Origin of the sequence: Phytopseudomonas flavescens (assembly GCF_900100535.1) — a bacterium.
In the GTDB taxonomy this organism is placed as follows: Bacteria; Pseudomonadota; Gammaproteobacteria; order Pseudomonadales; family Pseudomonadaceae; genus Aquipseudomonas; species Aquipseudomonas flavescens.
In genome coordinates this window covers 30,362-43,533 of record NZ_FNDG01000001.1, presented here as the reverse complement: position 1 = coordinate 43,533, position 13,172 = coordinate 30,362, and the positions used below count along the sequence as shown (strand labels likewise).

Genomic DNA, 13,172 nt, shown 5'->3' with positions numbered 1-13,172 from the left:
TGGCTTGACTGGGAGGGCTTCAGGGAATGACCGCCGGCAGGTTAGATCGCATGGGGCTTCATGCATGCAGCGGCAATCGATCGACACCATGGAGTTAAGAAGTGGCCGACGATATTAAGTTCGCATGAAAGGATCGTCGGTCGTATGAATAGTGATTATATAGAAGTATATAATCGCACCTTGATATCACCTGGCTTTGGCCAGGCGTGCATGATGCCTGCCGGTAAACTTGCCGTTCATGCATTTTGCATTGGTCGATATATCCAAACTGACGCGGGGGCGGCGCAAATCGGGTAATACCCGGTCCGGGAAAGTTGGCATACGTGATGCATTGTTCTATTGGCAAGGAATAGATAAATGCGCCACTTCTGCCAATAAGGAATTATTTAATGACCCTCGCCGCTTTCAATCAGCTGATTACCGCTCTGCCCGACCACCAGATCTCCATCAAGCCGCGCCCGGATGGCATGTACCTGCTGACCATCAGCAAGGATGGCACGAATATCTTCGTCAAGGCGGTGGATGAGCATGCGGTGACCAGCAACGACGGCGTGCATGCGCTGCAGCGTGAAATCATCCGTGATCGCAAGCTGGTCAGTGGCGAGGTGAACTGGAAGGGCGCCGGGGCGCATTGGGTGTCGCGTGCGCTGCCGACCTTCACTGGCGCGCCGGTCAATCCGACCGCGGCGAAGATGATGTGGTCACGCCGCAATCTGGGCAGCGCTTCGCGTCCGGGTGCCTGAACGTCGAACCGACGCCAGGGTTCGCCTGGCGGATGAGTCCGCAGCCGTCCAGGGTCGCCCCTCGACGGCTCAGCTGTTGCCCAGCAGGCGCGAGGCGTCGAAGCCCATGCGCATGTTGCCCCAATGACGGCCGTCGAAAACGAACGGTACGTCGATCTCCGTCATGATCTCGCCGGTGTCGCGCAGGTAGGTCTGTAGCAGAAAACGTTGGTTGTTGGTCGCCGCCCGCAGCCCTACGGGGTCGGAGAACATGCGTTTGTTGCGACACACCGGCAGGTCCACGGCGCGATTGCCGCTGGGTGGCTTCGATACCCAGCTGTTGTTGACCGGGCAGTAGCCCTTGTTGTCGACGATGAACGTGACGATGCCACCCGGTGTGGCTCTGGTCAGCGTGTCGATCGCCTCCTGGCAGATCTGCGCGAAACGTTCGGTATAGCCGGTCATGTACTGCTTGGGATCGGTGTCGGGAATGGGGCGATAGTTCTGGTCGAAGAGGTTTACCCCCTCGCGTTGCAACGCCGCCAGCCGGACCTGCAGCAGGTCCCGGCATTGGCTGACCCGGGTGATGGCACTGTCCAGTTCGCCCTGGCCCAGGACGAAGCGCCCGAGTAGGCTCTGCACCCGCTCCGCGACCCCGGACAGATCGCGGGTGGCGGCCGCGGAACGCTGCATGCGCTGTTCGATGGCCTGGCTGTCGGCATGGATCTGGGTGACCCGTTCATTGATGCCGCTGTTGGCATCCGCGACCTGCTGGATGTGCTCGGCGATTTCCGCGAGCTTGCCATTGGTGGATTCGAAGTCGCCGATCATGCTTTCGAAATGCCCGCTGGCACGTTCCACCACTACCCGGGTTTCCTGGGCGCTGTGGCTGATGCGCGCCGTCTGCTCGTGGGTCGAGCTGACTTCCTTGAGCATGGCGTCGATGTTCTGCGAGATGTCACCGGTTGCCTGGCTGACATTCTGCGCCAGGGTGCGTACCTCGTCGGCGACCACCGCGAAGCCTCGTCCACTTTCCCCTGCGCGGGCGGCCTCGATGGCCGCATTGAGGGCCAGCAGGTTGGTCTGCGAGGAAATCTGCTGGATCAGGCCGACGATGGACTTGATGTTCGAAGAGCGTTCGTTGAGCGCGGAAACCAGGGTACCGAATTCGTCGAGGTTATTGGCGATGGCGCCGATGTTGCCCGTCACCTGCAGCAACTCGGCATAGGAATCCCGGGCCATGTCGAGGTTCTGTGCGGTGGTGCGGGAGATCGCCTGGGTCTGTTGCGACACCTCGTCGATGCGCCCCACGGCATTGTTGCTCTCGCTCATCACTTCGTTGGCGAAGCGTGCCTGGTGGCTAGCACTGTCGCTGGAGTCGCTGATGTTCTTCAACGAACGCGCGGACTCCACGGCGATCTGCACGGTGAGCGCCTGCACATTGCTGATGATGTCCCGCTGCCGGGCGAGGAAACGATTGCAGGTGCTGGCCAGGGTGCGGATCTCGTCATGGGTCAGCAGCGGCAGGTCGCGGGACAGGTCGCCTTCGCCATTGGCGATCTCCTCCAGGGCGCGGGTCATGTTGTTGACCGGGCGCACGATCAGGTGGCGGAAGTACCAGACCATGAAGCTGACCAGGCCCAGGGTGAACAGGGCGCTGAGCAACAGGGCGTTGCCGAGGGTGTCGAGCTTGGCGTCGATCTGGCCGAGCAGGGCCGCGTCTATCTGGGCGGCGTGCAGTTGCTGAAGAATGTCGGCACGCAGGCCGAGGGCGACCCAGAACAGCAGCCCGCTGACCACCACCAGCAGGAACAGGCTGGACAGCTTCTTCGTCAGGCTATCGAAAAAGTGCATCTCTATCGAATCGTACAGCGACTTCAACGACTGCATGCCGCAGCTCCTGACAGAGAAAATATCCTTGGGGTTCTATTGATTCGACCGGCGGTCGGGAAGCTTTAATGGTGAACGGGATTTTCGGCTGCGTCGCCCGATCCGAACGCAGGCGCGGCTGCCCGCGCCCAGGCATGACGGCGGGCCGCCGCGGGTAAGACCTCCCCCCAGCGTCGTCCGCCTGGCCGGTTCACGACAGCGCCAGGATCCAGGGTACGCCCAGGCCGAGCAGCAACAGCAGGAACAGCGCACCGAAGATCGAGCCCAGGCGCCAGTAATCGGCACTGGGCAGGTAACCGCTGCCGTAATAGACCGGGCTGGGCCCCGTGCCGTAGGGGGTGATGATGCCCATCAGCCCCAGCGAGGTGCCGAGCAGCAGGGCGAAGGCTTGCAGGTCGATGCCGCCGATGCCCATGCCCGCCGCCAGCATCACCGGCAGCAAGGCGGTGGTATGGGCGGTGGAACTGGCGAACAGGTAGTGGGCCAGGTAGAACACCACCACCAGCAGCACCATGGCCGTGGTTGGCGTGAAGCCGCCCAGGTGGGCGGCGACGAACTGGCCGAACCAGGGCACGAAGCCCACCCGCGTCAGGCCGTCGGCCAGCGCCACCAGCGTGGCGAACCAGGCGAAAGTGTTCCAGGCGGCCTTGTTGCCCAGCGCGTCATCCCAGGTGATGACCCGGGTCAGCAGCATCAGCACGATGACCAGAATGCCCACCAGGGCGGCATCGAACCAGGCGCTGCCGAAGATCCACAACCCGAGCGCAGCCGCCACCAGCGCCAGCAGGATCTTTTCGTTGCGTGACAGAGGCCCCAGCACGGCCAGCTCCCGGGCGGCCCATGCCGGAACCTCGGCGTTGCTCTTGATCTGCGGCGGGTACAGCCAGTAGGCCAGCAGTGGCAGTACGGCGAGCAGCAGCAGGCCGACCGGGGCCGCGGCGATGAACCACTGGCCCCAGGAAATATGGATGCCGGCGGTCTTCTCGATGAGCGCCGACGCCAGCAGGTTGGGCGCCAGGGCGGTCATGAACAGCGAACTGGTGACGCAGGTCGAGGCGATGGCGACCCACATCAGGTAGGAGCCGATGCGCCGTGCGCTGGGGTCGTTGGGCCTGGAGTCGTACAACGGTGGCAGGTTGCGGATCACCGGGTAGATGGTGCCGCCGCTGCGCGCGGTATTGGACGGCGTGAAGGGGGCCAGGAGCAGGTCCGCTAGCAGCACCGCGTAGCCAAGCGTCAGCGTGCGGCCGCCCATGCGCTTGACCAGCAGCAGCGCGATGCGCCTGCCCAGCCCGGTCTTTTCGTAGCCGAGTGCGAACATGAAGGCGCTGAAGATCAGCCAGACGGTGTTATTGGCGAAGCCGGAGAGGCCCCATTTCAATGCCTCCGACGGTGCCTTGAAGCCCTGCGTGGCGAGTTGCTCGGGACTGAACAGCACCCAGGGCGCCAGCGCTGCGGCGATCGCCACGCCGATCAGGCCGATCACCGCGCCGGGCAGCGGTTCGAAGATAAGCCCCACCACCACGCCGGCGAATAGCGAGAAGAAATACCAGGCATGCGGCGCCAGGCCTTCGGGGACCGGCAGGAGGGCGAGCAGGAGCGTCACGCAGGGCGGGAGGAGAAATTTCCAGGTGTTACGCATCATCGGGTTCCTAGCAGGGCCGGGTGGTCGGTACGGAGTTCGGGAGAGGCGATCACTCAGCTTACCGCGATGACCTGATCGGCGTACTCGTCGTGGAACTGCTTCAGGGAACTGAGCACGACCGTGGCCGCGCCGTCGATCAGGCCGCAGCGACCGCTGCCGGGCAGCAGGTGGCAGAGGCTTTCCAGGGCACGCAGGTCATTGGGCAGCCCTTCGCCGGTATCGATCCGGCGCAGCAGCCGGGACAACTGGTAGGTGCCGGTTTTGCACGGCGGGCACTGGCCGCACGAGCCGGCGGCGAAGAAGTCCACGTACTCGGCGACCTTGCGCACGATGCTGGTGCCCTCGGAGATCACGATCATGGCACCGGTGCCCAGGCTCGAGCCGCGGGCCTTGAGCGCCTCGAAGTCCAGTGCCACGTCCAGGTCATCGGCACGCAACAGGGTGTTGGAAGGCCCGCCGGTGAACACCGCCTTGAAGGCACGGTCGCCCAGCATGCCACCGCCGTGTTCGAAGATCAGCGCATGCAGCGAGGTGCCCATCGGCAGCTCGTACAGGCCGGGTTTCAGCACGTCCCCGGACAGCGAATACAGTTTGGTGCCGCAGGCCTCACCGAGGCCCAGGCCGCGATACCAGGCCGCGCCGTGACGCAGGATGTGGCTGACGTGGGCCAGGGTCTCGGTGTTGTTGATCAGTGTCGGTTTACCCTGCACGCCACTCTGGGCGGGGTAGGGCGGCTTGCGCCGGGGGAACGGGAAGCCGCCTTCCACGCTGGCGATCACGGCGGTTTCCTCACCGCCGATGTAGAGGCCCGAACTCTCCACCAGCGCCAGGTCGATCGGTCGGTTCTGCTGGCGGGCGATCCGCGCCAGGAGCGCGCAGCCGCGCCATTGCCCGATGGCTTCGCGCACGGCCGCCAGCGCCAGGTGCTGGTGCGGGTTGACGTACAGGTAGACGTGGTTGGCGCCGGTGGCCACGGCCGCGATCAGCGCACCTTCGATGACCTGGTGGGGGGATTTCTCCAGCAGCACGCGATCCTTGAAGGTCCCCGGCTCATCCTCGTTGCCGTTGCACAGCACGTATTTGTCCAGCTCGGCAGGCTGCTCCGCCATGGGTTGCCACTTGCGGTGGGTCGGAAAGCCGGCGCCGCCCATGCCACGCAAACCCGCTTGGTCGAGGGTGGCGATGATGCCGGCAGGGTTGTCCAGCGCATTGCGCAAGCCTTCGCCGCCGCCGCTGGCGAACCAGGCGTCGAGGTCGGCGCCCACTTGTACGCAAGGGGCGAGCAATACAGGTCGAGCGTTCATTTCGGGCTCCTCAGTAAGGTGTTGCATCGCTGCGGGCGGTCGGCAGCGGGGCGCTGGCACGGCGTCGCACGGCGCTGTGCTGGCGCAGGTCGAAATTTCCGTAGCCGGGGAACAGCTCGGGGCCGTGCACGTCCAGCGGCAGGCCGGCGCCGATCAACTGGCGCTGCCAGTCGTACAGGTGCCAGAGGCCGACTTTCGGCGCCGGGGTGGCTTCGGCGGTGCGTGCCGCGTGCTCGCCGGTGCGCCGGCCGAAGGTGATGATTTCCGCCAGGGCGTTGCCCATCATGCGGTTGCGGCCATGGATGCCGCCGCTGATCTCGCCCACGCAGTACAGGCCGCTCACCGAGGTCTGGCCATTCTCGTCGATGGCCACGCCGCCGTTCTGGTAGTGCAGGGTCGGGCGCACCATCAGCGGCTCCACGGCCGGATCGATGCCGCACTGGTGGGCGGCATGACCGAGGCTCACCAGGCGTTCCTTGAGGATGCCCGGGTTGTTGCGTTCCAGGCCGGGGGTGTCGAGGAACACGCCCAACTGGCCGTCGCGTTCGACGCCGCGGCCTTCGGCGCATTCCCTGAGGATCGCCGACGACACCACGTCACGCGGTTGCAGTTCGGGGATGAAGCGCTGTCCCAGGCCGTTGACCAGGTAGGCGCCGGCCGAGCGCGCGGCTTCGGAAATCAGCCCGCCGACCCGGTGCGACGGCCATGCCAGGCCCGTGGGGTGATACTGGAAGGAATCGACTTCGCGCAGGCGCGCCCCGATCCGGTAGGCCAGGATCAGCCCGTCTGCGGTGGCACCGTAGTGGTTGGAGGTGGGGAAGTCGTTCAGGTGCAGGCGCCCGGCGCCGCCGGTGGCAAGCACGACCCGGCTGGCGCGTACCAGGATGAAGGTGTGCCGCTCCAGGTTGTACAGCACGCCACCCACGCAGGTGCCGTTCTCGTCGGAGAGCAGTTCCACCAGCGGGCAGCGGTTCCACAGGGTGATACGTTCCTCGAGTTCAACGGCCTCGCGCAGCACGCGCATCATCTCCAGGCCGGTGTAGTCCTTGAACGACAGGATGCGCGCGCGGGTCGCGCCCCCCGGCTTCTTGCGCAGCAGCTTGCCGCCGATGGGACCGCCTTCGGCGAGGTCGAACTGCATGCCGCGCTCGATCAGCCAGCGGATGCTCTCCGGCCCCGAGCGGGCCAGTTGCGCGGCGAGGCTGCGGTCAGCGCACAGGTGGCCCGCCCGCAGGGTGTCTTCGAAGTGGATCTGCGGGGAGTCGTCCTCGCCCACCGCCGCCTGGATGCCGCCCTCGGCCATCACCGTGTTGCTGTCGCCCAGGCGCAGCTTGGTCGCGAGGATCACCCGGGCACCGTGTTCCACGGCCGTCAGCGCGGCAGCGCAACCAGCGCCACCGCCGCCGATGATCAGCACGCCGGTGTTGACCACCGGTGCACCGGCCAGGGTGGCATCGTCGATCTGTGCGTTGCTCTGCAGGCGCCTTGCCAGCGCGCGGGGGCAAGGGTCGCCACGGTTCACGCCGACCTGCAGCGGCGTATTGGCGGCGGCCTGGTAGTCCGGGTGAAAGGCCTGCAGCAGCGCCTGCTTGTCGAAGGTCTCGGACGCGGGTTCGCAGGCACTGGCGCGCAGGTGGGCCAGCGCTTGCGGATAGGGTATGCCGGGCATGCCGAACTCCTTAGCTCAGTACCACGTTGGGATCGATTTGCATCACGCCACTGTCGATCTGCCTCAGGCGCTGCATCAGGTCCGCCGGCCGGAAACCGACGGACGAGGACATGCGGCGGATATAGATGCCCAGATGGTTCGGCGAGATGTGCTCGGGGCAGGCGATGGTGCACAGGTTGCACATGATGCATTCGTCGAACACCTGGCTGGCCGCCAGGTTGCCTTTGGCCGCCAGGTTGACGCCTTTCTGCACCTCCAGGCCCTTGGGGCAGGCCCGGTCGCATCCCCCGCAGTGTCGACAGTGCTTGGCCTCGGGAAAGGTCGCATCGATACGTTCGAGGATGCTCCAGGTGTCGTTCCAGTCATCGGTGTCATAGGTGTGGTGACGATTCATCGGCAGGTGGTCGAGGAAGCTGATTTGCAGGCCCGGTTCGACGCGTGTCTCGCATGCCAGGGCGGTGCTCACCTCACGCTCGCCTGCACGCCGGATCAATACGCGGCAGGAGCCGCACACGCCCTGGCCCATGCAGCCGACATCGTCGATCAGTGGATGCCCAGAATCGATGACCGCCTCCAGAATAGAACGCATGGCGCTGGTTTGGATCAACTCGCCGTTGATGGTGACCTGGATCGCAGGTGTGGACATAAAGGCTCCTGGACGTCCTCTGAATGGCTATGGACCCTAGGCTAGACCAGTTGCCTGACCGGCAAGCTGATGCAACTCAACGACATCGCCGAAACAGGTGCTTGCGGCGTGCCAGGACCATCAGTACGCCGGCCATCGGCGATGGACACGCTTCAGTCTAGCCGTTGATTCAGGATGGAAAGATGACGGCCAAGTTTCCCGCCGCAATGCGCGCCCATTTGCATGGCTGGCTTCGTCACGCTGCGCAAGCGCTTGGCCATGGCGACGTGATGGGGAAAGGCGCGCGGCCCCACTCATCTTCGGACTTGAACTTCAGGGCCGGGGGCTTCTCGGTATCTACAGCGGCAACAAGGTGAAAGCAGCGATGGGGTGATACTCATTCGTTCACCGTCGGGCCATGAGCACCGCGAACAGCCCTGACACACATCGGCAATTACCTGGAGACCAGCATGCGCGCATTGACTTATCACGGCAGCAACGACGTTCGCGTCGACAACGTGGCGGATCCTGTCATCCAGCAGCCGGACGACATCATCCTGCGTGTCACCGCCACCGCCATCTGCGGTTCGGACCTGCACCTGTATCGTGGCAAGATCCCTCAGGTGAAGCACGGCGACGTGTTCGGCCACGAGTTCATGGGTATCGTCGAAGAAGTCGGCAGTGCCGTGACGGCGGTGAGCAAGGGCGACCGGGTGATCGTACCGTTCGTGATCGCCTGTGGCAGTTGCTTTTTCTGCGAGATGAACCTGCACGCGGCCTGTGAAACCACCAATGACGGCCGTGGCGCCATCCTCAACAAGAAGCAGATTCCCTCGGGCGCCGCGTTGTTCGGCTACAGCCACCTCTATGGCGGCATGCCCGGCGGGCAGGCCGAACTGGTGCGGGTGCCCAAGGCCAACGCCGGGCCATTCAAGATTCCCGACGATCTCGATGACGAGCGCGTCCTGTTCCTGACCGACATCCTGCCCACCGGCTACCAGGCCGTCATCAACGCCGGCGTGCGCGAAGGCAGCAGCGTGGCGATCTATGGCGCTGGACCGGTCGGCCTCATGGCGGCGGCCTGTGCGCGCATGCTCGGCGCGCGGCAGATCTTCATGGTCGACGATCAGCCCTATCGACTCGAATACGCCCGGGCTACCTATGGGGTGATCCCGATCAACTTCCATGTTGTCGATGACCCCGCCGAGGCGATCATCGAGCAGACCGACGGCTATCGAGGCGTCGATGCCGCCATCGATGCGGTCGGCTTCGAAGCCAAGGGCAGCACCACCGAAACCCTGCTGACCCAGCTCAAGCTGGAAGGCAGCAGCGGCAAGGCACTGCGTCAATGCATCGCCGCCGTACGGCGTGGCGGCACGGTGAGCATACCGGGCGTGTATGCGGGGTTCATCCATGGCTTCCTGATCGGCGACGCCTTCGACAAGGGGCTGACCTTCAAGATGGGCCAGACCCATGTCCACGGCCTGCTGCCGGATCTGCTGGGTCGTATTCAGAGCGGTGTGCTGAAGCCGGAGATCATCATCAGCCACCGCCTCGACCTGTCCGATGCCGCAGAGGGCTATCGGCTGTTCGACAAGCAGGAAGACGACTGCCGCAAGGTCATCCTGCGTCCGTGAAAGCCATTCACTGCCGCTGGCGAGTCCGCTGCGAGCCGGCCTCGTCGACCATCCGTGCCGACTGCCGAACCGATACCCCGGGTGCCTGTTCCCACGCAGCATGGGCGGTGATCGACCCCGGCAGGGCCGCTGCGGTCGGCCGGGCCGGGGTATCGTCACCCGGCGCCGAATTCGCGCAGGCTCTGTGCCTGCCCGGCAAGCGCCTTGCCCATACGCACATGATGGAGTGGTAACTGACGTGTCGAGAATCATTTCCCTGGCGGGATCGACCAGCGAAGCAGAAGCGACCGATGTATCCGACTCGCTGATGTTCGGTACGCCGAAGGAGCGCCTGGATTTCTACCGCCGGGAGATCCACTACGAAACCAACCTGCTGGCCGATCGAACCAATGCCTACCTGGCTGCGCAGTCCTTTCTGGTCATCGCCTACGCCTCATCCATGGCCAACTCGAATCCTTCCTGGGGCGACCTGTTTACCCTGGTGGTGCCGGGCATGCTGGCGCTGCTGGGAATCGTCAGCTCGCTCAATGCCTGGCCGGGGATCAGGGCCTCGGCGGCGATCATCGGCCACTGGCATTTCAAGCAGGATCAGTTGTTGAACAGCGAACCGAAGTTCGGTCACGCCTACGACGAGTCGCCGCTGTTCAGCGAACACGAGTCCAGCGAAGAGCGATACCGCAAGTCGCTGCGATTCTCGCTGCGCTCTCCCTGGCTGTTCACCGTTTTCTGGGCGGTTCTTGGCCTGTTCTCGCTATGGCTGCAGCTTTCATCCACTGCCAGGCTGTGAGGCTTCGGCGCTGGCGCAGCCATCCGCCAGCCCGGCAGCGGGTGGCGGCTCATCGCGGCGCGCCTACAGTTTGAAATGGCCCACCAGGTCGTCCAGTTCCCTGGACAGGCTCTGCAGGTTGCCGCTGGCGCTGTTCAACTGATCGGCGATCTGCGTGGTTTCCTGGGTGAAGCGGTTGATCTGCTCGACGTTGCGATTGATCTCTTCGACCACGCAGGACTGTTCTTCGGTGGCCGTGGCGACCTGGATGTTCTGGTCGCTGATCTGGCTGATGTGGCCGTTGATCTGCGCCAGGGCCTGAGAGGCCCTGGCGGCGTACTCGACCACCCGTTCGCTCTGCTGTCGGCCTTTGGCCATGGCATCCACGGCCGAGCGGGATTCGCTCTGCAAGCGGTCGATGACCTTCTGGATTTCCTCGGTCGAGGCCCCTGAACGGCTGGCCAGGGTTCGCACCTCATCGGCGACCACGGCGAAGCCACGGCCTTGTTCACCCGCACGGGCGGCTTCAATGGCGGCGTTCAGGGCCAGCAGGTTGGTCTGCTCGGAGATGCTGCGAATGGTGCCGAGGGTCGCGCTGATCGCGTCGATCTGCCCCGCCAGCGCGCCGACCACGTCGGCGGCCTGCTGCAGCTCGCCGCTGAGGGCGTCGATCTGCTGATTGGCCTGGTCCACCACTTCACGGCCGCCATTGGCATGCTCGGTCGCCTCGCGGGCCACCCTGGCCGCATTCTCGGCGTTGCCGGCGATTTCATTGACCGTCGAGCCCAACTGGTGGATGGCGGTGGCCACCTGTACCGTGCGGTCACTCTGGGCGGTGCAGTTGCTTTGCGTCAGTTGCGCGCGCTCGGCCACCTCGCGGGCCATGTCGGACAGCTGCCGCGAGTTGCCGGCCAGTTGCTGCATGACGCCATGGACCTTGGCCAGGAAGCGGTTGAAACGCTGCGCGATATCGCTTAGTTCGTCGTTGCCGGCCAAGGCGATGGGCGCATTCAGGGCCAGGTTGTCGGCGGCGCTGCCCAGGCCGCTCTGCAGGATGGACACGCGGCGGCGCAGGTTGGCGATGATCAGCCAGGAGGCGATGAACGACACCAGCAGGCCGAGGGCGATGATCAGCACCTGGCGGTTGCGACCCTCGTTGTAGTTGTCGGTGCTGCGCTGGTTCTGCTGCTCGGCCTGCAGCAGCAGGGCATCGAGCAATTCGTTGGCGCCCTGGCGCATCAGCCCGTAGCTTTTCGCGTACTGGTCGCGGTAGATCCGCTGGGCGCTGGCCATGTCGCCGCCGTCGAGCGCTTGCAGCATCGGCATGAGTTGGCTGCCGACCATGCTTTCGAACTGGTCGAGCAGCCGCTGTGCCTGCGCCCGGCGCTCCGGGTTGACCTGGGCCTCGACCGCGTTGCGCATCGCTTCGCGCATGCCCGGGATGTCTTCGTTGAGCGCCTCCTGGACACGGGTCTTGACCCCGCGCTCGTCCCGCAGGGCGGTGTCCTGCAGCAGCATCATGTCGATGCCGACGCGCATGCGTGGAATCCGTGAGGCGGCTTCGGCCATGGCGCGCATGGGGGCGGAGGTGTTGAGGTAGAGCGCGCTGGCTTCGCGCTGCATGTTGGACATGCTGGTGAGGCTGGTCACCGCGACCAGCAGCAGGGCGATGCAGGGGATGCTCACCGCGATGATCAGGCGGGTCTTGAGTGTCAGGGTGTCGAGGCGCATGGGTGTGGTTCCATGTCATTGGAGTGGCGCCAGTATACGGCCAGCGATGATTTCATGCTGCCATTGCCGAATCCGCATGGGGCGACTGCTGGCGAGTCCTGCCGGGGCCTCGCCGGCACCCGTCGTGCGGGGCTCCTGCGCCAGACTGTACGTCCGTCGGCAGAGCCGGAAATCACGCCATTGCGGGCGCTGCACCTCTTCTGCGCCGGGGCGATTTGCCCGTACTATGCGCGCGCGGAACTATATCCAACTATTCCCGGCGACCAGGGTCACTGTCTCAGACAATTCGATCCAGGATCGACACGTATTCGTTCAGGAGTTAATCACAGATGGCTGCACTGCAGATCGGTACCGTCGAGGCGATCAAGAACAACCAGGCGCAATTGCTGGGTGAGTGGATCCGTGGCCTCGAGGCGAGCGGTTCCACCCGTAACCTCAAGGAGCAGGAGCTGCAGCAACAGACCTCGGAGTTTCTGCAGTTGACCGTCGCCGCACTGGAAAGCGGCGACAGCTCGAGCATTTCCGCCACGAGCTGGGAAGGCGTCCGCCAGTTCCTCGAGCGCCTGTCGTCCAGCCGTGCCTTGCTGGGGCATGATTCGCACCAGGCCGCCAGCTTCATCTTTGCCCTCAAGGGCCCGCTGTTCGCCCTGTTGCACCGTCAGTACGGCACGCAGCCGGAACTGCTGGCCCAGCAGCAATGGGAGGTTTCCGAGTTGTTCGATAACCTCGGCCTGCACACCATCCGTACCTTCCAGAAGTCCCGCGAATCGGTGATCAAGCGCCAGCAGGAAGAGCTGCTGGAACTGTCCACGCCGGTGGTCAAGCTGTGGGACGGTGTGCTGGCCCTGCCAATGATCGGCACCCTCGATTCGCAGCGCACCCAGGTGGTGATGGAGTCGCTGCTGCAGCGCATCGTCGACACCGGCTCGGAAATCGCCATCATCGACATCACCGGCGTGCCCACCGTCGATACGCTGGTCGCCCAGCACCTGCTGAAGACCGTGACCGCCATCCGCCTGATGGGGGCGGACTGCATCATCAGCGGCGTACGCCCGCAGATCGCGCAGACCATCGTGCACCTGGGGCTCGACCTGCAGGGCGTGGTGACCAAGGCCAACCTGGCCGATGCCCTGAAGCTGGCCCTGGGCCGCCTGGGCGTTACCCTCGGCAAAGCGGTCTGAGC

Annotated in this window: 11 protein-coding genes; 5 read left to right on the top strand and 6 right to left on the bottom strand. The window is 64.7% G+C overall.

Going from position 1 to position 13,172, the window contains the following annotated elements; all coding sequences use genetic code 11:
• Positions 1-389: 389 nt before the first annotated feature.
• Positions 390-743: a hypothetical protein gene (locus BLR94_RS00190; protein ID WP_084306425.1), complete on the top strand. Its 354-nt coding sequence runs from the start codon at positions 390-392 to the stop codon at positions 741-743.
• 69 nt (positions 744-812) lie between these two features.
• On the opposite strand, the gene BLR94_RS00185 is transcribed toward BLR94_RS00190, so the two are convergent.
• From BLR94_RS00185 to BLR94_RS00165, 5 genes are all read right to left on the bottom strand, one after another.
• A complete protein-coding gene (locus BLR94_RS00185) occupies positions 813-2,612 on the bottom strand; it encodes a methyl-accepting chemotaxis protein (protein WP_084306424.1) in 1,800 nt (599 codons plus the stop codon).
• Between the two features lie 190 nt (positions 2,613-2,802).
• A complete protein-coding gene (locus BLR94_RS00180; protein WP_084306423.1) occupies positions 2,803-4,254 on the bottom strand; it encodes an anion permease in 1,452 nt (483 codons plus the stop codon).
• Positions 4,255-4,310: 56 nt separating this feature from the next.
• Positions 4,311-5,561, bottom strand: coding sequence for a complex I 51 kDa subunit family protein (locus BLR94_RS00175; RefSeq protein WP_084306422.1), 1,251 nt, complete (start codon positions 5,559-5,561; stop codon positions 4,311-4,313).
• A gap of 10 nt (positions 5,562-5,571) precedes the next feature.
• The gene (locus BLR94_RS00170; protein ID WP_084306421.1) at positions 5,572-7,230 is read right to left on the bottom strand and encodes an FAD-binding protein; all 1,659 of its coding nucleotides are present in this window, start codon (positions 7,228-7,230) and stop codon (positions 5,572-5,574) included.
• 10 nt (positions 7,231-7,240) lie between these two features.
• Positions 7,241-7,876, bottom strand: a complete 636-nt coding sequence (locus BLR94_RS00165) for a 4Fe-4S dicluster domain-containing protein (RefSeq protein ID WP_084306420.1) — start codon at positions 7,874-7,876, stop codon at positions 7,241-7,243.
• A gap of 449 nt (positions 7,877-8,325) precedes the next feature.
• Here BLR94_RS00165 and BLR94_RS00160 point away from each other — a divergent pair, with 449 nt between their 5' ends.
• The 3 genes from BLR94_RS00160 to BLR94_RS00155 are packed head-to-tail and all read left to right on the top strand — an operon-like array spanning position 8,326 to position 10,279.
• The gene (locus BLR94_RS00160) at positions 8,326-9,492 is read left to right on the top strand and encodes a zinc-dependent alcohol dehydrogenase (RefSeq protein ID WP_084306419.1); all 1,167 of its coding nucleotides are present in this window, start codon (positions 8,326-8,328) and stop codon (positions 9,490-9,492) included.
• A complete protein-coding gene (locus BLR94_RS27005; protein ID WP_139207388.1) occupies positions 9,489-9,725 on the top strand; it encodes a hypothetical protein in 237 nt (78 codons plus the stop codon). Before BLR94_RS00160 ends, BLR94_RS27005 begins: the two co-directional genes overlap by 4 nt.
• 5 nt (positions 9,726-9,730) lie before the next feature.
• On the top strand, positions 9,731-10,279 hold the full coding sequence (locus BLR94_RS00155; RefSeq protein WP_084306418.1) for a RipA family octameric membrane protein: 549 nt from the start codon (positions 9,731-9,733) through the stop codon (positions 10,277-10,279).
• Positions 10,280-10,342: 63 nt separating this feature from the next.
• Here BLR94_RS00155 and BLR94_RS00150 read toward each other — a convergent pair whose 3' ends face one another.
• Positions 10,343-11,989 carry a methyl-accepting chemotaxis protein gene (locus BLR94_RS00150; RefSeq protein WP_084306417.1) on the bottom strand — a complete coding sequence of 549 codons (1,647 nt, stop codon included), beginning with the start codon at positions 11,987-11,989 and terminating at the stop codon, positions 10,343-10,345.
• 329 nt (positions 11,990-12,318) lie between these two features.
• On the opposite strand from BLR94_RS00150, the gene BLR94_RS00145 reads away from it, so the two are divergent.
• Complete coding sequence (locus tag BLR94_RS00145; protein WP_084306416.1) at positions 12,319-13,170, top strand: STAS domain-containing protein; 852 nt, start codon at positions 12,319-12,321, stop codon at positions 13,168-13,170.
• Positions 13,171-13,172 lie beyond the last annotated feature (2 nt).